The organism is Patiriisocius sp. Uisw_017 (genome assembly GCF_047731265.1).
Taxonomy (GTDB): Bacteria; Bacteroidota; Bacteroidia; order Flavobacteriales; family Flavobacteriaceae; genus Patiriisocius.
Genome location: NZ_CP159835.1, coordinates 802,378 through 821,776, shown reverse-complemented (window position 1 = coordinate 821,776; position 19,399 = coordinate 802,378). Strand labels below are relative to the sequence as shown.

Sequence of the window (19,399 nt, the reverse complement as noted above, 5' to 3'; positions counted from 1 at the left end):
AACTTATTGGGAGCAATCTGCATAAATTTTAGTATTTTTGCATTTTTAATAACCCAGCTACTAAAGTACTATTTTTTATGAAAGATAAGAGAGTCTTGTATGTATCGTCTGAAGTAATCCCTTACCTGCCAGAGACCGAGATTTCCTCCATGTCGTTTGAAGCACCGCGTATGGTTAATAAAAATGACGGTCAAATACGTATTTTTATGCCAAGATATGGCAATATTAATGAGCGGCGTCATCAGTTACACGAGGTAATTAGACTTTCTGGGATGAACTTAGTCATCAATGATTTAGATATGCCACTAATTATTAAAGTGGCGTCAATCCCGAAAGAGCGTATGCAGGTATATTTTATAGATAATGAAGATTATTTTAAAAGAAAAGCAACTTATGCTGATGAAGATGGGAATTTTTTTTCAGACAATGATGAGCGCGCAATTTTCTTTGCTAAAGGAGTTATAGAAACGGTAAAAAAGTTAAACTGGTCACCAGATATTATTCACGTTCATGGTTGGTTGGCGTCATTTTTGCCACTTTATCTTCGTAATTATTATGGAAATGAGCCCTTGTTTGAGAATAGTAAAATCGTGACTTCAGTATACAATCAAGGTTTTGATAATACCTTGAATTTGGACCTTGCTAACAAAATTAGATTCGATGCTATAGATGATGATGTTATTGCGCCTCTTGAAAATCCTACTTTTGAAAATGTAATGAAAGTTGCAATTGATAATTCAGACGCCATTATAATAGGTTCGAAAGATATTTCAGAAGAACTTGTTCAGTATCTTGATACATTAGATAAGCCAATACTGCCTTATCAAAATATCGAAGATTTAGAACGGGAATATTTAGAATTTTACAAAACAAAAGTATTACAAGAATAATATACTTTTAGAATTAGCTTATGAAGATTAAAAATTTATTGCTGCAATTTTTGGCAATTTTGGGTGCTATTATCTTTATGGCATCGTGTGAAGAAGAAATAGGGACTATTGGTTCAGAAGTTATAGGAGATCAAAATGTCAATACAACACTTGATGATACGAAGACTATAGTGGCATATAGCCGGAAAATGCTGCCAGTGCAATCCAATCAGCTTCCAATATATCAATTGGGAGTCTATAATGATCCTACGTATGGTACTTCTAAAGTTAATTTATTAGCCCAATTAATATTGGGAGAAACAAATCCTGATTTTAGTGAAGGTACTGTTCTAGACAGCGTAGTCTTGTATATGCCATTTTTTAGTGAGGGTACAGTAGATACCTCAGGAGATATTAGCTACACATTAGATTCTATATACGGTGGTGCTACACCAATAAATATTTCAATTTTTGAATCTGAATATTTTTTAAGAGATTTTGATCCCAGTACGGGATTTGAGGAAAGTCAAAATTATTACACCAATCAGGGTCCTTTGTTTAGTAGTTTTAAAGGAGAATTAATCCATACTATTGAAGGTTTTATACCTTCGGCAAATGGGTATACAACGTTGGAAATAACAGATGATGATGTTAGTGGTTCAGATACTATTACAAATCAGCTTGGCCCAGGTATTAGGGTAATGCTTCCAAATGAATATTTTTTAGAAAAGATTATAGAACAAGAAGGCTCTGCTAATTTAATTAATAATAATAATTTTAGAGATTACTTGCGAGGTTTTTATTTTGAAGTGGAAGGACAGGGTGACAATCTGATTAAATATGATATGTCAAATGCAAAAATTGACCTGCATTTTACGGCTCAAACTCTTCCTGGAGTTTTGTCAGTTGCAGGGGATGTGGTTGTAGAGCAGAGATTTCAAGGGCTACTTACATTAAATTTTGGAGCAATAAGTGTCAACGTCTTTGAAAATGAATTAACACCACAAATTAGTCAAGATCTGTTTGAGGTAAATACAACAGAGGGTCAAGAAACTTTATATGTTCGTGGAGGATCAGGTATTATCTCTGTTATTGAGTTGTTTGGTGATGATAACGATGGCAATGGAATTGCTGATGAGTTGGATCAAATGCGTCAAGAAAAATGGCTTATTAACGAAGCTAATTTAATTTTTTATGTGGATAAAAATAGAGTTGAAGCTGGGTCTAAGGAGCCAGAAAGGTTGATTATTTATGATCTTAAAAACAACTCTGCATTAATAGACTATGCATTTGATACTACCTCTGGTGATGAACCAATAGACTCTTATAATATCCACTTAGGAAGATTAGAAAGAGGAAGTGATAATGCAGGTGATTTTTATAAAATTAGAATTACTAATCATTTGAGTAATCTTATTCATCAAGATTCCACAAACGTAGCCCTTGGTCTTGTTGTTTCTCAAAATGTTGGAGAGCCTGGATTTCAAGATCTAGAAAATGAACAAGCGCCAGGAATTGAACAAATTCCTGCCAATTCAGTAATTGCTCATGAAGGTACTGTGTTGCACGGTAATACTTCAACAAATCAAGCGCGACGCTTAAAGTTGCAAATTTATTATACAGAATCTAACTAAAAATATATGTGTGGAATTGTAGGATATATAGGTCATAGAGAAGCATACCCTATTATTATAAACGGTTTAAGACGTTTAGAATACCGTGGTTATGACAGTGCGGGAATAGCATTATATGATGGAACAAATATACAATTAAGTAAAACCAAAGGAAAAGTAGTAGATCTTGAAAAAAGAGCAGCTACTGAAATCTCAAAAAAAGGGAGTGTTGGTATAGGTCATACAAGATGGGCTACTCACGGTATTCCTAATGATGTGAACTCTCACCCCCATTACTCTAATAGTGGTGATTTAGTTATTATTCATAACGGAATTATAGAGAATTATTCTTCTATAAAAACAGAACTTAAAAATCGGGGCTACACATTTAAATCTGATACAGATACTGAAGTTCTTGTAAACCTTATAGAAGAAGTAAAGAAGAAGCAAGATGTCAAACTTGGAAAAGCTGTTCAAATAGCATTAAATCAGGTGGTTGGAGCGTATGCAATCGCAATATTTGATAAAAACAAACCAGACGAAATTGTTGTAGCTAAATTGGGAAGTCCATTGGCTATTGGAGTTGGTAAAGACGAATTTTTTGTTGCGAGTGATGCCTCTCCATTTATTGAATTTACAAATAACGCTATCTATCTTGAAGATGAAGAAATGGCGATTATTCGTAGAGGTAGAGATGTAAAGGTTAGAAAAATTAAAGGCGATAAATTAGTAAAACCTTTTATTCAGGAGCTTAAATTAAATATAGAGCAAATAGAAAAAGGAGGCTATGATCATTTCATGCTTAAGGAAATTTATGAGCAACCTTCGGTAATTAAAGATACCTTTCGGGGCCGTCTTTTAGCTGATAAAGGAATCATAAAATTAGGGGGCTTAGAAAATCATATCCCAAGATTTATCAACGCAGATAGAATTATTATTGTTGCCTGTGGAACATCTTGGCACGCAGGATTAGTGGCAGAATATATTTTTGAAGACTGGGCAAGAATACCTGTTGAGGTGGAATATGCAAGTGAGTTTAGATACCGAAACCCAGTTATTACTGAAAAAGATGTGGTAATCGCTATTTCTCAAAGTGGAGAAACTGCAGATACACTTGCGGCAATTAAACTAGCTAAAGAAAAAGGAGCATTTGTTTACGGTATTTGTAATGTAGTTGGTTCGACAATTTCTCGAGAAACACATAGTGGTACATATACGCACGCAGGACCAGAAATAGGTGTTGCGTCTACTAAGGCCTTTACAACACAAATTACAGTGTTGACCATGATTGCATTAAAATTAGCACACGTTAAAGGAACAATATCAAAGTCTGATTATATGATGCATCTGCGCGAATTGGATATGATCCCTACACATGTAGCAGAAGCTTTAAAAAGCAATGATAAAATCGAAGAGATTGCTGAAGTCTTTAAGAATGCAACAAACTTTTTATATTTAGGAAGAGGATACAACTTCCCAGTGGCTTTAGAAGGTGCTTTAAAACTAAAGGAAATAAGTTACATCCACGCAGAAGGCTATCCAGCAGCAGAAATGAAGCATGGGCCAATTGCTTTGATTGATGAGCACATGCCAGTAGTTGTTATTGCGATTAATAGCAATCACTACGGTAAAGTAGTAAGTAACATCGAAGAAATAAAAGCTAGAAGTGGTAAAATTATAGCGGTAGTTACTGAAGGAGACACTATTGTAAGAGAATTAGCAGATTATGTGATGGAAGTTCCTAAAACTCCTGAAACATTAACGCCGTTAGTAACCACCATACCACTGCAATTATTATCCTATCACATTGCTGTGATGTTGAATAAAAATGTAGATCAACCACGTAATTTAGCAAAATCTGTTACTGTGGAATAGCACCTAGACTTTACAAATACAAAAAAAGCGCGCTCAATACTTTGAGTGCGCTTTTTTATTATAGGATTTTGGGATATATCAATGTGAAACTATGATTTAATTGTTTTGTATTACTCTACCCAGTCGTCAAATTTTGAGCTTTATATAAAATTGCTAGAAAGTCATTAAAAAAGACGTTTTATCCTTTGTAATATTTCAGCAGAAAAAACTATCTTTGCAGCGTTAAAAAGGAGGGTGCTTTTTGTACCCGTAGATAACTAAAACAGAAATACTTAATAATGTCAAAAGTTACAGGAAAAGTTGCACAGATTATTGGACCAGTAGTAGACGTTGAGTTTGCTAATGGAGCCGAACTTCCAAAGATTTACGATAGTCTTAGAGTTGATAATAATGGAAACAAGTTAATTCTTGAAGTACAATCTCACGTAGGTGAAAATACAGTTCGTACCATCTCGATGGATTCTACGGATGGTTTAAGCCGCGGGGTGGAAGCTGTTTCAACAGGAGCTGCAATACAAATGCCTATCGGTCCAGATATTTATGGACGTCTTTTTAACGTAATTGGTGATCCTATTGATGGGATGGCGGCGCTTCCTAAAGAAGGAAAAGATGGTCTGCCTATTCACAGGGATGCACCTTTATTTGAAGATCTTTCAACATCTAGTGAAGTACTTTTTACAGGTATTAAAGTAATTGATCTTATTGAGCCTTATGCAAAGGGTGGTAAGATTGGTCTTTTTGGCGGTGCCGGAGTAGGCAAAACCGTTTTGATCCAAGAGTTGATTAACAATATTGCAAAAGGTCACGGTGGACTTTCAGTATTCGCAGGAGTAGGGGAAAGAACACGAGAAGGAAATGACCTTTTGAGAGAAATGCTTGAGTCTGGAATTATCAAATATGGTGATGACTTTATGCATTCTATGGAAGAAGGCGGATGGGACTTATCTAAAGTAGATAAGATGAAGATGAGAGAATCAAAGGCAACGTTCGTTTTTGGACAAATGAACGAACCACCTGGAGCACGCGCACGTGTTGCCTTGTCTGGTTTAACTATTGCAGAATATTTTAGAGATGGAGCTGGAGATGGTCAAGGAAAAGATGTGCTTTTCTTTGTTGATAATATTTTCCGTTTTACACAAGCAGGTTCTGAGGTTTCAGCACTTCTAGGACGTATGCCATCTGCGGTAGGATACCAACCTACTTTAGCAACAGAGATGGGTGCTATGCAAGAACGCATTACATCCACTAAAAAAGGTTCTATTACATCTGTACAAGCGGTTTATGTGCCTGCAGATGATTTAACAGATCCAGCACCAGCAACAACGTTTGCTCACTTAGATGCAACGACGGTATTGTCTCGTAAAATTGCAGAGCTTGGTATTTACCCAGCGGTAGATCCTCTAGATTCGACGTCACGTATTTTAACGGCGGCTATCTTAGGAGATGAGCATTATGATTGTGCACAACGTGTAAAAGAATTATTACAACGTTATAAAGAATTACAAGATATCATTGCTATTCTTGGTATGGAGGAATTATCTGAAGAAGATAAAATGGCGGTAAACCGTGCACGTCGTGTACAGCGTTTCTTGTCACAACCTTTCCACGTAGCAGAACAGTTTACTGGTATTCCTGGAGTATTGGTTGATATTAAAGAAACAATCAAAGGATTTACAATGATTATGGACGGTGAGTTAGACCATCTTCCAGAAGCAGCGTTTAACCTTAAAGGTTCGATCGAAGAAGCAATCGAAGCTGGAGAGAAAATGTTAGCGGAAGCTTAAAATAGTAATAAGTAGTGAATAATGAGTCTTTAGCATATATTGCTTTTCTCACTACTCACTACTAAATACTCAATACTAAAAAATATGTATTTAGAAATAGTAACTCCAGAAGCATCCTTAGTAAGCGGCGAAGTTGAAAGCGTAACCGTGCCGGGAATGGATGGCGAATTTCAAATGTTGAATAACCACGCATCCGTAGTTTCATTATTAATGAAAGGTACCATGAAATTCAAAGGAAACCCAACCATCGCTGAAGGGTATGAAGGCAAATTTAAACAAGTAGATGGAAGTTGGACCTTGGACATCAAAGGTGGCACTATCGAAATGAATAATAATAAAGTGATTGTTCTAGCAGACTAACACTTTTACGCTAAAAAATGATCCCAAATTCTTATACTTAAGAATTTGGGATTTTTTAATTAAATGGAAAGTGAAGAGATTAATTAATCATTTGTAAATTTTATAATAGCTCCCGGTTGGCAGTCTAGGGCTTTACAAATTGCATCCAATGTGGTAAAGCGGATAGCTTTTGCCTTGCCAGATCTTAAAATTGAAAGATTCGCTGGGGTAATTCCAATAATTTCGGCAAGCTCTTTTCCGCGCATCCCGTGAGCTTGTAGAATATCGTCTAAGTGAATTTGTATTGCCATGTTTACTGCTCTCGTAGGAGAGTGATTAAATAGTTAAGTCGTGTTCTTCTTTTAATAATTTTGCATTTGCTAAGGTGTTAGAAATTAATTTAAAAAATAATCCAACAATCCCTAAAAAGAGAGGGACAAAAAGGTTGTCTCCATAATTTAGCGATAGGGTTCCTACACTTAGTTCAGTTAACCAAATCAATACATAAGATATTGTGGTGCTTATAGCAGTAATTATTAAGAGCACCCCGCTCTTACTTAAATTACTAATTACTTGCTCCTTTAATAAATCATTGTCTAGAAAATATCTGGCCGATTTTTTTAAGTAATAAAGAGCAATGAGCATTAAAAGATATGTTAGAAAACTCACAGCAACCGCAATCCAATATTGTAGAGGTAAGTCTGTAAAATCTTCGTAGCTATTTGCTGTAACATTACCAACGCTAGTATTGAAAACTCCAAACGCTAGTATAAATAGAAACCCAATAATACCAGCTATCATCAAGATGAATAATACATCAATTAAATTTTTTAAAAGTAAATTCGTTTTCATAAAATTATTGTTTTACGATAACAAATGTATAAAAATTATTGAGAAACAATAATAAAATTTATTTATTTGTGATTTATTTTCACTCAGGCTTGAGTATCTTTACAATGTGTTACCAGTAAAATTAAGAAATAAAATTGAGGGTCGCAAAGCTGAAAATGCTTTGCGAATCTTAGGTGGCCAAAAGAATCTGATAGATTTTTCATCTAATGATTATCTGGGATTTAGTAGCTCGAAAATTATATTTAAAAAAACTTTGGAAATATTAAAACACCACAAGTTAGAAGTAAATGGAGCGACGGGATCACGACTTTTGTCCGGAAACCACGCTCTTTATAATGAAGCGGAAGACGTCATAACAAAATTTCATAACACAGAAGCTGCACTTATTTTTAATAGCGGGTATGACGCCAATATAGGATTATTTAGCAGCGTTCCCCAAAGAGGAGATCTAATACTTTATGACGAATTATGCCACGCATCCATTCGTGATGGAATTAGAATGAGTAATGCAAAGGCGTTTAAGTTCAAACACAATGATTTAAATGACCTAACTAAGAATATTGAAAATTTACGCAGTACACTCAGCAGAGTCGAAGTATATATTGTCACAGAATCTGTGTTTTCGATGGACGGCGACCAGTCAGATTTAAGGGCGGTTATAGCAATTTGCAAAAAATACAACTGTAATTTGATTGTAGATGAGGCACACGCAGTTGGGGTATTTGGCAGCACAGGGGAAGGGTTAGTCCAAGAGTTAGGCATAGAAAATGAGATCTTTGCTAGGATTGTAACGTTTGGGAAGGCTTTGGGTTGTCACGGGGCAGCTATTCTAGGAACTAATGACCTCAAAGAATATTTAATAAACTTCGCCCGAAGTTTTATCTATACTACCGGTTTGCCCCCGCACACTGTTGCCACAATATTAAGTGTCTATCAAGAATTGCAAAATAATTCAATAGTACAAAATAAATTAAAAAGTAATATTGCTGTATTACAATTGATGCTAAAAGAGAATTCTTTGGTTTCTCAGTTCATTAGAAGTAATTCTGCCATACAAAGTTGTTTAATATCAGGAAATGATAAAGTAAAAGAAGCTTCTATGGTCCTTGAAAAATACAGCCTTGATGTAAAACCTATCTTGTCACCCACTGTGACAGAAGGGAAAGAACGATTGCGTATTTGTTTACATAGCTATAATACGAAAGAAGAAATTACACAACTTGTAATGTGTTTAGTTGAATATATTAAGAAGAAATGACCCAATGAATGATAATTATACCGTGCTGGCTATTTTTGAATATTCTTCAGAGGCGCAGATAACAAAGGCGAAGCTAGAAGCAGAGGGAGTACAAACGCTGCTAATGGATGAGAAAACAATAGACTCAGATCCCCTAATAAGCGGAGCGATAGGGGGTGTTAAATTACTAGTTCATAATGATGATGTATTAAAAGCTAAACGAATTTATAGTCAGATCAGAGTCTATGCAACAGATGAGAATAATCACTTATATAGTTGCCCCAATTGCGCATCCAATAAGGTGTTAGTGGCGCCCTTGGAGCGTAAAAACGTATTTTATATGCTTTTCCCTTTTTTTGAAAAGACAAAAAGAAAATGTACCATTTGCCAAACCATATTTTAATGAAAGATACTTATTTTATAACAGGTATTTCTACTGAAGTAGGAAAAACAGTAGTTTCAGCAATCGTAACGCAGGCACTCCAGGCAGATTACTGGAAACCTGTACAAGCTGGTGAGTTGGAAAATAGTGATACACACAAAGTAAAACGATTGGTTAGTAACGACAACACTGTATTTCATAATTCAGCGTTTGATTTAATGACCCCAATGAGTCCTCACGCGGCAGCTGAAATTGATTCAATTAAAATTTCAGCAAAAAAAATCAAACGACCGGTAACAAATAATATTTTAATAATTGAAGGCGCAGGAGGTTTGTTAGTTCCTTTAAATCAAACAGATACTATAGCTGACTTGATGGAGCCTACTGACAAAATCATAGTCGTTTCAAGACATTATTTAGGAAGTATAAACCATACACTACTAACACTAGAAGCATTAAAAGCAAGAAACTTGCATTGCCACGGAATTATTTTTAGTGGAAATGAACATCCAACAACAGAGGCTATCATAAAAAAAATGGGAGGAGTACCTATCTTAGGTCGGATTGAAGAAGAACCTTATTTTGATCAAAATGTAGTAAAGGAATATGCTGAAATTTTAAGACCATCACTTTAAATTTTTAAACACAAAACACCACCCACGACATTTTGTTCCACGACTTGTTCTCGAAATAAATTATTTTCAGATTTCAAGGATGCACTCTAGCGATATTCTCTCTTACACCTTGCAGGTAGCGCAGCGAAAGATCGCGGTTCAAACCATCCAAATCTGCAAAATATTAAGTAAAATTAGCAAGGTTTTTTAGTTCAAAAATCCACAATCCACAATCGTTAATCTCCAATCAATCCTCGTAACTTTGTACAATGAAATTATCGCAACGTGATACTGCCCATATTTGGCACCCATTAACGCAACACAAAACTGCTGCGCCGCCTTTAGGTATCGTCAAGGCCAAAGGAGCTTTACTTTGGGACGAAGACGGCAATGAGTATATAGATGGGATTGCATCCTGGTATACCGCGATGTACGGTCATTGTAATCCATATATTACCGCTGCTATTACAAAGCAAATGCAAGAATTGGATTTTGTAATGTTTAGTGGATGTACACATGAACCAGCGGTCAAACTTTCAGAAGAACTACTAAAAATTTTACCAGAAAACCAGCAAAAAATATTTTTTAACGACAACGGCTCCACAGCCGTAGAAGCCGCAATTAAAATGTCCTTTCAATTTCATTTTAATCAGGGTGAAAAGCGAGAGACGCTAATAGCTTTTGAAAACGGTTTTCATGGGGATACTTTTGGAGCAATGAGTGCTTCCGGTATTGCTAGTTATAATGCTCCTTTTGAAGATTTTTTATTGAAGGTGGAGCGCATCCCAACACCACAAAAAGATAATCTTACTGAAGTACTAGAAAAACTAAGTTACATTCTAGAAAACAATAACTGCGCGGCTTTCATTTTTGAACCACTAGTACAAGGAGCTGCGGGAATGAAATTTCACACTGCCGAAGGTTTAGATACCCTAATTGACATTTGTAAAAAGCATAACGTACTCTGCATTGCTGACGAAATCATGACAGGTTTTGGTAAAACAGGAACTAATTTTGCCTGCAACCAACTCAAAAACAAACCAGACATTATGTGTCTAAGCAAGGCATTAACAGCAGGAATGTTTCCTTTGAGTATAACAAGTTGTACTCAAAAGATATACGATGCTTTTTTAAGTGATGAAATTTCAAAGGGATTTTTTCACGCACATACCTTTAGCGCACATCCTCTAGGTTGTGTTGCTGCAATAGCAGGGTTGGAGTTGTTAAATAGTGATAAAACAGCAAAAAGGCGCAAAGAAATTGAAAAAGCACATCAAGGTTTTATTGCAAAAATTGCTGTTCACAAAAGGGTGAAAGAGGCACGTTATTTGGGTGTGATTCTTGCCGTAGAGTTAGCTATATCCATGGATCGTTATGGAAGTCTACGAGACGAGTTATATCAGTTTTTCTTAGAACGAGGTTTACTAATTAGACCTTTAGGGAATACTATTTACTTACTGCCTCCATATGTAATTACAGAAAGTGAATTAGAAAAATGCTATTCAGTTTTTGAGGAGGTCTTAAAAACCTTCAAATAAATGATCAACCTCAATAGATTATTGTATTATTCGTGTAATTAAAATTATTTCAGGTTTTATTTGATAGCGAAACCTATGTTTTTGTCTGTGAAGATTTCTAAATTGATTAGATATTTCAATCTATTTAGGGAATTATAATTAATCTCTAGGAGTTAAATTAATCCTTATACCCGAGTAAATACCAAATAATAAAACGCTTCCCTTTGTGCTTTGTGCTTTGTGTATTTGTAGGATTGTATAAAAATTTGAAAGAGGGGTTTACCTCAAATGTAAATGTTTTTGAAATATTATAATAAACTCCTGCTCCAGCATTTAAACTAAGACTAACCTCCGAAAGGTTATTAGCACTACCAATTGTTAATTTTTCTCCAGCATTATTTTCAGCTACCAACGTGTTTTTTGATAAAAAATATCCACTGACTCCCCCATATACCTGATACCCAAATCTTTTTTCTGTCAGGAAATATGTGATTTGTAACGGCACTTCAAGATAGTCAATAGTATGTTCTAGAGTAATGGAAGAATCATTGTTTTTAAAACTATCAAATTTTGAATAATCAATTTGTGAATCTATATCTATAGTACTAAAGTCAAGGATATTTTCGGGATAAATTAATGCTTCTTCCCCGTTATTCATTCCACTAAAAGGGTCTAAAAAAGTAGCATCCATAGTTTGGTAGCTAATACGTGTTTTAAGAATTCCAATACTATACATATATCTATTACCAACAAAATTTAGAGAAGCCCCGTAATTAAAATTGAAAGCACCTTTTGCGTTTAAATTTTCTAATTGGCTATTAATCAAAGACCCTGTATTTGTTAGGCTAGAATATTGAGGAGCACCTATAAGTGTCACACTAATTTTAATTTTTTCATTGCTTTGCTCGAAATAGAATCCTTTTTTGTTTCCTCCTTTTCTTCTAAAGTATGTTCTCTTTTCCTACTTACTGCAGCAATACTATCTTTTTTTGCTTCTCTTATTTTAGCAATGCTATCTTTTCTTTTCTGTCTTTTAATTAAAAATTTTCCTGATCTAGTAAGTGATTTGTCATTTATTTCGGCGAGTTCTTCTGTATTTGAATTTTTATTATCTTCTAGATTACTATTATGCTGTTTTCATTGCTGTTACTATTGTTATTGTTATCGTTGTTTGAAGAAACGTTTAAAGCCTTCTTCTTCATTTTTTTGTCATTTATTTCGGAAGTATTTTTGTCTGTTTTAGTAGCAGTTCGGCTATTTTTATTTAATTTATTGACAGTCTTCTTGTTAAAGTTCTTACTGTTGGTTTTAGAATTTTTGTCAACACTGTTTTTATAATCTTGAATATCAGAATTAGTTGAGTTATTAGATTCTTTTTTACTTAATGGAATGCTATTATTTTGATTAGAATCTTCATTAAATGCTTTTTCTGATTCAAATAATGGTATCGTATCATTTGTGCTTTTTGATAAATGTTTAGTTGAATTCAGGTCCTTTTCTGTTTGGTTATTTTTAACCGGATTGGTATTGGTAATTACCGATGGAAAATCGGTTTTTGAGACAGATGATTTAAAGAATATATAAAATAACAATAAAAATAAAGCGACGCTAATAACAGCAAACCAAATGATAAAGACTCTTTTCTTTCTTTTCGTTTCTAAAGAATGATCTATCCTTTGTCAAACCGCATCACTTGGAGATACCTGAGCTGTTTCTAGCTTGGTTTTTATTAATTTCCCTATGTCTTTTCTATGCTCCATTTGGCAAGTTTTTAGCGGAATCAGTTTTTTTTCGGTTGATATTTTATTTCTTAATATCAATTTTGCTCTGTGAAAGTTTGATTTAGAAGTCCCTTCAGAAATTGATAAAAAGGAAGCTATTTCTTTATGTGAAAAATTGTCCAATTGGTATAGACTAAATACTAATCTATATTAATACTTGCCGCCGCTTTCCTTTGTTTTTAATTTAAACCTTAATCAATTAGTTTTTTCTCGGCTGCAAGTAAATCTATGACTGTGTCACTTCCTTCAACATAAACGTTCATGACTTGATAGGCCCATGTATCTCCAACGCCTTCGCCTTCCACTCTAATATTAGCTTCTCCTTTTGGACCTTTTATCGGGATGGTCAATGCTGCTGTTTTAAATCCATTACTATTATTAATGTTGCCTCCAGACATTCCGTTAGTTTCGATGGGTTCGCCGAGTATTGCTATGATTTCTTGATTTTCGACAACACGTTTTAAGCTTTCATTATATGCATCACTATTGGTAAATAGTGATGTTACACCCATAAATAAAGTTCCCGCAAATAATATGATTGCAATTATAAAAAACAAACATCCACCAGTAGGTAACACCCATTTCCAGTTTCTTGACCACCAACTTTTTTCCTTTTTAATTTCTTCCATTATTCTGCTATTTTTTGAGTGTCGAATTGTGATTACCCGTATTTTTGAACTAAAATACAAAAATTGCAAGAACCAATTTCTATACGTGCCATTTCATCCATTTCTGCTTTAGGTCCAACGACCCAAGAAGTTTGGAATAGCTATCTTTCAAAATCCGCCTTTTTTCAGAAACCGAATGCTGGCAAGTGGGTTTCAAAAATTACCTTAGAAACGGAAAGAATTCTAGAACAACTTCAACAAGACAATCATTCCTATAAAAACCTTGACCGAACTACTTTACTAGCAATACTGTCCACGCGCAATCTTTTTGCCAAAGGAGCGCTTCCTAAGAAAAACTTGGGAATCAACATTGGATCCTCGAGGGGTGCTACGCAATTGTTTGAGAAGTACTATTCAGATTTTCAGCAAGGGAAAAAAATCTCTGCATTTACTTCTCCCACGACAACTTTAGGGAATATTTCGTCTTGGGTAGCACAGGATATAGCGGTTGATGGAGTAACTATAGATCATTCGGTCACCTGTTCTACGGCAATGCACTCAATATTAAATGGGATTGCTTGGTTGCGAGCAGGAATGGCAGATTCTTTTCTGGTTGGTGGGAGCGAGGCTGCTTTGACGCCGTTTACATTGGCTCAAATGGATGCGTTAAAATTGTATTCCAAAGGCAATAACGCTATGGCTTGCGAGTCTATGCGGTTTCAAAAAAAGCAAAATACGATGGTGCTGGGTGAGGGTGCTGTGGTGGCATTTTTAGAAAGTGGAATTTCAGAAAAAACAAAGGCTATTATCTCCGGGTATGGATTTGCTTCAGAAAAGTTAGTACACAATAGTTCCATTTCAGAAAATGCAGAATGTTTTCAAAAGTCGATGCAGCGAGCATTAAACTCAGCAAAAATCGAAACTGTGGATGCTATTATTTTACACGCACCAGGAACTGTAAAAGGGGATATAGCAGAAAAAAACGCAATTGATATCGTTTTTGGCAAACAGCCCCCATTACTAACGTCAAACAAATGGATGTTGGGACACACCTTTGGCGCGAGTGGACTGTTCAGCATAGAAATGGGGGTGATGATGCTTCAGAATAATAAATTTATTGAGAATCCATTTTATAGTAATGCGAGACATCTTCCTTCAGAAATTAAAACAGTAATGGTCAATGCTGTAGGCTTTGGAGGAAATGCCGTGAGTGTCATTTTGGAGAAACCATAATTTTTTGATGGAATATCCGCTTATTTAGCGGAGCCGAGATATCTTGGTAAAGTGGCCTGTATGACGCTCCAGAAAAACAATACTGTGATGTAACAATTTCTTAGAAAAGCGACTTATATTTGGTACAAGAAACCCAAGCTTCACGTTCTAAAGAGTCGAAAAAGCCTTTTTTCTAGACATATCAAGTATATTCTAAAACACTTTTAAAATCCTGAAACAGCTAAAAAAATGGGTTTTATAACAGCATATTTTCTAAAATATGTTTGTATTCCTACGAAAAATCAAGCGAGCAAAGTATCCGGAAACTTTTAAATTTAGTATATTTCTAATCTCTTAAAACAATAATTTATGCAAGTATGGTTTACTGCACTCAGTACCTTTGAAAAGGTATATTGGCTCACTGCAGGAATTTCCTCGGTTATTTTTTTAATCTTAGTAGTCTTAACTTTTATTGGGGCTGAAGTGGATGATCTAGGCGATGTAGATGCTGAGGTTGATGGGGATGTTGGGATAGGGTTTCAGTTTTTGTCGTTTAAAAATTTAATGGGTTTTTTCACTATTTTTGGATGGAGTGGTATTGCCTGTATGGATGCAGGATATGATACTGCAATAACCATGATGGTTTCCACTATTTGTGGTTTGCTAATGATGTTTGCAATGGCGTCGCTTTTCTATTATTTGACTAAACTAGATAGCGACGGATCTTTAAAAATGAAAAATGCGCTAGATAGTGTAGGCGAAGTATACCTAACACTCGGAGCAAACAGATCAAGTATAGGGAAGGTGCAAGTAAACGTGCAAGGAGGTCTTAGAGAGCTTGAAGCAATTACCGATGAAACCCATGATTTAATGCAAGGGGAGATCATTATAGTTACTAATGTAACAGACAACGGAATTTTAATAGTAAGTAAATACACGATATAATATGCTAACAATATCACTACAACTAGAATCTTTTGCAGGCTTGGCCGCAATTGGATTCGCAATATTATTTTTCTTTATCATTATCACCACTTTTGTACGCAGGTATAAAAGATGTCCTTCAGACCGAATTTTAGTGGTTTACGGTAGAGTGGGAACAGGAAATTCGGCCAGATGTATTCATGGTGGTGCTGCTTTCATTTGGCCTGTAATTCAAGATTATGAGTTCCTAGATTTAACCCCTATTTCTATAGAGGTAAATTTAGTCAATGCCTTGAGTAAGCAGAATATTCGAGTAAACGTACCTTCTAGATTTACTATTGGAGTTTCTACAGAGCCAGGTGTTATGCAGAATGCTGCAGAGCGTTTGTTAGGTCTTGGTCAACAAGAAATTCAAGATTTAGCAATGGAGATTATTTTTGGACAACTACGTCTTGTGGTGGCTTCTATGGATATTGAAGAAATTAATAATGATCGCGATAAGTTTTTGACAAATATTTCAAACAGTGTTGAGACTGAATTGAGAAAAGTTGGTCTTAAACTAATCAATGTAAATATCACAGATATTGTTGATGAGTCTGGTTATATTGAAGCATTAGGGAAAGAAGCTGCTGCACACGCCATTAACGCCGCTAGAAAATCTGTGGCTGAAAAAAATAGAGATGGGTCTATTGGTGAGGCAAATGCAGTACAAGATGAAAGAACACAAGTTGCTGCAGCAAATGCCATGGCGGTTGCAGGAGAAAATACGGCTAAAATTGCAGTGGCAAATAGTGATTCGTTAAGACGCCAGCGCGAAGCAGAGGCAGAACGAGTAGCAAATGCTTCGGAAAAAGTACAGTCGGCAAAAGCATTAGAAGAATCATATTTAGCCGAAAAAGAAGCTGAAATATCACGTGCCGAAAGAGAGCGAAGTACTCAATTAGCCGATATTATTATACCTGCTGAAATTGATAAACGAAAAGTAGAAATAGATGCTGAAGCTCAAGCAGAACAAATAAGAAGACTTGCAAAAGGTGAAGCAGATGCAATACTATTTAAAGCGCAAGCGGAGGCACAAGGGATCTACGAAGTTTTAACAAAGCAGGCACAAGGTCTAGAACAGATTGTTAAAGCCGCAGGTAACAACTCAAAAGATGCGGTTCTTTTATTAGTGGCAGATAAATTACCAGAGTTAGTGAAGCTGCAAGCTGATGCAATTGCAAATATCAAAATAGATAAAGTGACTGTTTGGGAAAATGGCGGCGGTGGAAAAGATGGTAAAACGGCAACTTCAAACTTTATCTCTGGTATGTACGGGGCAGTACCTCCATTGCAAGAAATGTTTAATATGGCGGGGATGCAACTGCCAGACTATTTAAAGGGAAAAGATATTGAAGGTGAAACTACGGAAGAAATTTCGAAAGAATAGTTTTGATATCCCTAGTATTCTGAGAAAACCTGTACGATTAAATACGGGTTTTCTTTAAGAAAAAAGAACCATAGCAGTATAATTTATAAGGATAAAGGTTTAAAATTTACTTATTTTTGAATCTACACGAATTCATAAGGGTTTATGAAATCTGTAAGAGCTAATTACCAACTATATGAGCGGAAAAGACAATTGGACTAAAGATGAAATATTGGCTATTTATAACAAACCAATGATGGAATTGTTATACGAAGCTGCTACAGTTCATAGAAAAAATCATAATCCAAATCAAGTACAAGTTTCGACCTTACTTTCCATTAAAACTGGAGGGTGCCCAGAAGATTGTGGCTATTGCCCTCAAGCAGCAAGATATCATACAGATATTGAAGGAAATGATTTAATGAGTGTGCGGCAAGTAAAAGCACAAGCATTGCGTGCAAAAGCAAGTGGAAGTTCTCGAGTTTGCATGGGAGCCGCATGGCGAAATGTAAAAGACGGACAAGAGTTTGACAATGTGCTAGAGATGGTACGCACCATAAACAAGTTGGATATGGAAGTATGCTGTACTTTAGGTATGATTACCGAAAATCAAGCACAACGTCTAGCTGAAGCTGGTTTGTATGCCTACAATCATAATCTAGATACTAGTGAAGACTATTACAAAGATGTGATTTCTACAAGAGCCTTTCAAGACAGATTAGATACTATTGGTAACGTTCGTAAAACAAACGTAACTGTTTGTAGTGGCGGTATTATCGGAATGGGAGAACAACTAGAAGATCGTGCTGGTATGCTGGTAGCACTTACTAGATTGAGTCCGCAGCCAGAAAGCACACCAATTAATGCGCTTGTGCCTGTTGAAGGTACTCCAATGGGAGATATCGAGAAAGTCACTATCTGGGAAATGATACGAATGGTAGCAACAACCCGTATTGTTCTTCCTGACACTCAGGTTAGACTGTCTGCAGGTAGGACAGAGATGTCGCGCGAGGGGCAGGCTATGTGCTTCTTCGCAGGAGCAAATTCGATTTTTGCAGGCGATAAATTATTAACAACACCCAATCCTGATGTACATGAAGACATGAAAATGTTTGAACTTTTAGGATTAGAGCCAATGAAACCTTTCGTTAAAAAAGAGCAACCTGAAACGGTGGAGGCACAGCATTCTAAATATAAAGAGCAGGGAGAAAAGCCAAAATGGTCCCGTCCAGGTCATACCATTGAGCGCAATCTAGAGGCGAAGGCGAAAGCAAAAATTTAGATTTATTTTTAAAATATCAGAAAACGTGAAAAATCTTCTAATTTTTATTTTTTTATTAAATTCAACTTTGTTCTTTGGTCAGGCTTATTCGGGTGCTGGCGATATTAAATTTGGTGTAGGCGCTAACATACAATCGGATGCTACAGGTATTGCTGCTACCTTAGATTATGGACTGGGAGAAAATATATCTATAGGGCTTTCTGGAGTTTACTTATTAGGTGTAGAAGATTACGAATCAGATACCCTAGGAGTTGTAGAAAACCCAGCGTTTGGAGATCGGCTTGATTTGAGAGCTCGCTTTAATGCCCATTTAGGAAATGTAATTAATGTAGATGAAAATTTTGATGTATACCCTGGCTTAGATTTAGGGACAAAAAATTTCGGAGCTCATTTAGGAGCGCGGTATTTCTTTACTAGTGGTCTTGGTGTTTTTACGGAGTTTAGTATTCCATTGGCAAAGTATAATAATGAAGATTTTGCGCCAAATGTTGCTGCTAGAAAGGAACTAAACAATCAATTTAATTTTATGATAGGGGCTTCTTTCAATATTTAATTTCCCCCACTTTCTCCCAAACAAGATGAGATTCCCATCCGCGATATAACATATAGTCGGCAAATTTCTTTTTCTTTTTTTGAAGATTTGTTTCAGTGGTTAGTTGATGTAATCTTTTTGTAGACAAAGTATCAAAAGTGTCGAAATACTCTTTCTCGTCAATTTCTTTAAGCGCTAATTTTAGGTTATAGGTCGAAATGTTTCGCATTTTCAATTCACGTAAGATTCTAATCTTTCCCCATTTTTTTTGTCTAAACTTCCCGCGGGTATATGCTTGTGCAAAACGAGTTTCATTTAAAAAGTTGTGTTGTAATAAATGTCCAAGTATTTCATCAATTGCTAGCGGTATCATTCTCATATCACGAAGTTTTTGTGAAACTTCTTTATGACATCGTTCTTGGTAGGCACAGTATCTTTCGATGGTTCTTGTGGCTTCTTCTAATGTGTATGTTTTTTTGGTTTGCAGCATTAGTCGTAAAAGTAGCTTTTAGAATTTGAGTTTGAGTTTAACTTTTGTTAATTCAGTTTCGATTTCGATTAAAAAAATTT

20 protein-coding genes and 1 pseudogene are annotated in these 19,399 nt (G+C 35.5%); 14 read left to right on the top strand and 7 right to left on the bottom strand.

The genetic code is table 11. The features are described 5' to 3' along the window. Nucleotides 1–77 precede the first annotated feature (77 nt). The 5 genes from ABXT67_RS03755 (at nucleotide 78) to ABXT67_RS03735 (ending at nucleotide 6,501) form a co-directional block, all read left to right on the top strand. Nucleotides 78–890, top strand: coding sequence for a glycogen/starch synthase (locus ABXT67_RS03755; protein WP_415375949.1), 813 nt, complete (start codon nucleotides 78–80; stop codon nucleotides 888–890). 20 nt (nucleotides 891–910) lie between these two features. Further along, nucleotides 911–2,503 carry a DUF4270 domain-containing protein gene (locus tag ABXT67_RS03750; protein WP_415375948.1) on the top strand — a complete coding sequence of 531 codons (1,593 nt, stop codon included), beginning with the start codon at nucleotides 911–913 and terminating at the stop codon, nucleotides 2,501–2,503. Nucleotides 2,504–2,509: 6 nt separating this feature from the next. After that, nucleotides 2,510–4,357 carry a glutamine--fructose-6-phosphate transaminase (isomerizing) gene (gene glmS / locus ABXT67_RS03745; RefSeq protein WP_415375947.1) on the top strand — a complete coding sequence of 616 codons (1,848 nt, stop codon included), beginning with the start codon at nucleotides 2,510–2,512 and terminating at the stop codon, nucleotides 4,355–4,357. Nucleotides 4,358–4,635: 278 nt separating this feature from the next. Beyond that, a complete protein-coding gene (atpD, locus tag ABXT67_RS03740; protein ID WP_415375946.1) occupies nucleotides 4,636–6,141 on the top strand; it encodes a F0F1 ATP synthase subunit beta in 1,506 nt (501 codons plus the stop codon). A gap of 84 nt (nucleotides 6,142–6,225) precedes the next feature. Further along, nucleotides 6,226–6,501, top strand: coding sequence for a F0F1 ATP synthase subunit epsilon (locus ABXT67_RS03735; protein ID WP_415375945.1), 276 nt, complete (start codon nucleotides 6,226–6,228; stop codon nucleotides 6,499–6,501). Between the two features lie 83 nt (nucleotides 6,502–6,584). On the opposite strand, the gene ABXT67_RS03730 is transcribed toward ABXT67_RS03735, so the two are convergent. Together ABXT67_RS03730 and ABXT67_RS03725 are read right to left on the bottom strand one after the other, a co-directional pair. Then, on the bottom strand, nucleotides 6,585–6,791 hold the full coding sequence (locus ABXT67_RS03730) for a helix-turn-helix domain-containing protein (protein ID WP_415375944.1): 207 nt from the start codon (nucleotides 6,789–6,791) through the stop codon (nucleotides 6,585–6,587). A gap of 25 nt (nucleotides 6,792–6,816) precedes the next feature. Next, nucleotides 6,817–7,332, bottom strand: a complete 516-nt coding sequence (locus ABXT67_RS03725; protein ID WP_415375943.1) for a DUF2975 domain-containing protein — start codon at nucleotides 7,330–7,332, stop codon at nucleotides 6,817–6,819. Nucleotides 7,333–7,438: 106 nt separating this feature from the next. Here ABXT67_RS03725 and ABXT67_RS03720 point away from each other — a divergent pair, with 106 nt between their 5' ends. The 4 genes from ABXT67_RS03720 (at nucleotide 7,439) to bioA (ending at nucleotide 11,103) form a co-directional block, all read left to right on the top strand. Beyond that, nucleotides 7,439–8,590 carry an aminotransferase class I/II-fold pyridoxal phosphate-dependent enzyme gene (locus ABXT67_RS03720; RefSeq protein ID WP_415375942.1) on the top strand — a complete coding sequence of 384 codons (1,152 nt, stop codon included), beginning with the start codon at nucleotides 7,439–7,441 and terminating at the stop codon, nucleotides 8,588–8,590. A 4-nt stretch (nucleotides 8,591–8,594) separates the two neighbouring features. After that, nucleotides 8,595–8,972: a DUF2007 domain-containing protein gene (locus ABXT67_RS03715; RefSeq protein ID WP_415375941.1), complete on the top strand. Its 378-nt coding sequence runs from the start codon at nucleotides 8,595–8,597 to the stop codon at nucleotides 8,970–8,972. Continuing rightward, nucleotides 8,972–9,586 (top strand): dethiobiotin synthase, encoded by a 615-nt coding sequence (gene bioD, locus ABXT67_RS03710; protein WP_415375940.1) that lies wholly within the window; start codon nucleotides 8,972–8,974, stop codon nucleotides 9,584–9,586. The genes ABXT67_RS03715 and bioD overlap by 1 nt, the downstream gene beginning before the upstream one ends. Nucleotides 9,587–9,834: 248 nt before the next feature. After that, a complete protein-coding gene (bioA, locus tag ABXT67_RS03705; protein ID WP_415375939.1) occupies nucleotides 9,835–11,103 on the top strand; it encodes an adenosylmethionine--8-amino-7-oxononanoate transaminase in 1,269 nt (422 codons plus the stop codon). A 157-nt stretch (nucleotides 11,104–11,260) separates the two neighbouring features. Here bioA and ABXT67_RS03700 read toward each other — a convergent pair whose 3' ends face one another. The 4 genes and pseudogenes from ABXT67_RS03700 to ABXT67_RS03685 all read right to left on the bottom strand — a co-directional run bounded on the left by ABXT67_RS03700 (nucleotide 11,261) and on the right by ABXT67_RS03685 (nucleotide 13,492). After that, the gene (locus tag ABXT67_RS03700) at nucleotides 11,261–11,959 is read right to left on the bottom strand and encodes a hypothetical protein (protein ID WP_415375938.1); all 699 of its coding nucleotides are present in this window, start codon (nucleotides 11,957–11,959) and stop codon (nucleotides 11,261–11,263) included. 238 nt (nucleotides 11,960–12,197) lie between these two features. Further along, the gene (locus tag ABXT67_RS03695) at nucleotides 12,198–12,674 is read right to left on the bottom strand and encodes a hypothetical protein (RefSeq protein ID WP_415375937.1); all 477 of its coding nucleotides are present in this window, start codon (nucleotides 12,672–12,674) and stop codon (nucleotides 12,198–12,200) included. Between the two features lie 204 nt (nucleotides 12,675–12,878). Continuing rightward, a pseudogene (locus tag ABXT67_RS03690) lies at nucleotides 12,879–13,013 on the bottom strand (RNA polymerase sigma factor); the annotation flags it as partial. A gap of 41 nt (nucleotides 13,014–13,054) precedes the next feature. Continuing rightward, on the bottom strand, nucleotides 13,055–13,492 hold the full coding sequence (locus ABXT67_RS03685) for a cytochrome c oxidase assembly factor Coa1 family protein (RefSeq protein WP_415375936.1): 438 nt from the start codon (nucleotides 13,490–13,492) through the stop codon (nucleotides 13,055–13,057). 63 nt (nucleotides 13,493–13,555) lie between these two features. Here ABXT67_RS03685 and ABXT67_RS03680 point away from each other — a divergent pair, with 63 nt between their 5' ends. The 5 genes from ABXT67_RS03680 (at nucleotide 13,556) to ABXT67_RS03660 (ending at nucleotide 18,850) form a co-directional block, all read left to right on the top strand. Then, nucleotides 13,556–14,704, top strand: a complete 1,149-nt coding sequence (locus ABXT67_RS03680; RefSeq protein WP_415375935.1) for a beta-ketoacyl synthase N-terminal-like domain-containing protein — start codon at nucleotides 13,556–13,558, stop codon at nucleotides 14,702–14,704. Between the two features lie 348 nt (nucleotides 14,705–15,052). After that, nucleotides 15,053–15,628 carry a hypothetical protein gene (locus ABXT67_RS03675; RefSeq protein WP_415375934.1) on the top strand — a complete coding sequence of 192 codons (576 nt, stop codon included), beginning with the start codon at nucleotides 15,053–15,055 and terminating at the stop codon, nucleotides 15,626–15,628. A gap of 1 nt (nucleotide 15,629) precedes the next feature. Beyond that, on the top strand, nucleotides 15,630–17,036 hold the full coding sequence (locus ABXT67_RS03670; RefSeq protein WP_415375933.1) for a flotillin family protein: 1,407 nt from the start codon (nucleotides 15,630–15,632) through the stop codon (nucleotides 17,034–17,036). 175 nt (nucleotides 17,037–17,211) lie between these two features. Next, nucleotides 17,212–18,297 (top strand): biotin synthase BioB, encoded by a 1,086-nt coding sequence (gene bioB / locus ABXT67_RS03665; RefSeq protein WP_415375932.1) that lies wholly within the window; start codon nucleotides 17,212–17,214, stop codon nucleotides 18,295–18,297. Between the two features lie 25 nt (nucleotides 18,298–18,322). Beyond that, nucleotides 18,323–18,850: a DUF6646 family protein gene (locus tag ABXT67_RS03660; protein ID WP_415375931.1), complete on the top strand. Its 528-nt coding sequence runs from the start codon at nucleotides 18,323–18,325 to the stop codon at nucleotides 18,848–18,850. On the opposite strand, the gene ABXT67_RS03655 is transcribed toward ABXT67_RS03660, so the two are convergent. After that, on the bottom strand, nucleotides 18,840–19,319 hold the full coding sequence (locus tag ABXT67_RS03655) for a regulatory protein RecX (protein ID WP_415375930.1): 480 nt from the start codon (nucleotides 19,317–19,319) through the stop codon (nucleotides 18,840–18,842). The two genes, ABXT67_RS03660 and ABXT67_RS03655, sit on opposite strands and share 11 nt — an antisense overlap. Nucleotides 19,320–19,399 lie beyond the last annotated feature (80 nt).

Excerpts from the sequence above, each read along its gene's own strand:
- ABXT67_RS03655 (WP_415375930.1), bottom strand. The coding sequence starts at position 19,319 with ATGCTGCAAACCAAAAAAACATACACATTAGAAGAAGCCACAAGAACC.
- ABXT67_RS03715 (WP_415375941.1), top strand. The coding sequence starts at position 8,595 with ATGAATGATAATTATACCGTGCTGGCTATTTTTGAATATTCTTCAGAG.
- ABXT67_RS03725 (WP_415375943.1), bottom strand. The coding sequence starts at position 7,332 with ATGAAAACGAATTTACTTTTAAAAAATTTAATTGATGTATTATTCATC.
- ABXT67_RS03670 (WP_415375933.1), top strand. The coding sequence starts at position 15,630 with ATGCTAACAATATCACTACAACTAGAATCTTTTGCAGGCTTGGCCGCA.
- ABXT67_RS03750 (WP_415375948.1), top strand. The coding sequence starts at position 911 with ATGAAGATTAAAAATTTATTGCTGCAATTTTTGGCAATTTTGGGTGCT.
- bioA (WP_415375939.1), top strand. The coding sequence starts at position 9,835 with ATGAAATTATCGCAACGTGATACTGCCCATATTTGGCACCCATTAACG.
- bioB (WP_415375932.1), top strand. The coding sequence starts at position 17,212 with ATGAGCGGAAAAGACAATTGGACTAAAGATGAAATATTGGCTATTTAT.
- atpD (WP_415375946.1), top strand. The coding sequence starts at position 4,636 with ATGTCAAAAGTTACAGGAAAAGTTGCACAGATTATTGGACCAGTAGTA.
- ABXT67_RS03735 (WP_415375945.1), top strand. The coding sequence starts at position 6,226 with ATGTATTTAGAAATAGTAACTCCAGAAGCATCCTTAGTAAGCGGCGAA.
- ABXT67_RS03685 (WP_415375936.1), bottom strand. The coding sequence starts at position 13,492 with ATGGAAGAAATTAAAAAGGAAAAAAGTTGGTGGTCAAGAAACTGGAAA.
- ABXT67_RS03755 (WP_415375949.1), top strand. The coding sequence starts at position 78 with ATGAAAGATAAGAGAGTCTTGTATGTATCGTCTGAAGTAATCCCTTAC.
- ABXT67_RS03730 (WP_415375944.1), bottom strand. The coding sequence starts at position 6,791 with ATGGCAATACAAATTCACTTAGACGATATTCTACAAGCTCACGGGATG.
- glmS (WP_415375947.1), top strand. The coding sequence starts at position 2,510 with ATGTGTGGAATTGTAGGATATATAGGTCATAGAGAAGCATACCCTATT.
- ABXT67_RS03675 (WP_415375934.1), top strand. The coding sequence starts at position 15,053 with ATGCAAGTATGGTTTACTGCACTCAGTACCTTTGAAAAGGTATATTGG.
- bioD (WP_415375940.1), top strand. The coding sequence starts at position 8,972 with ATGAAAGATACTTATTTTATAACAGGTATTTCTACTGAAGTAGGAAAA.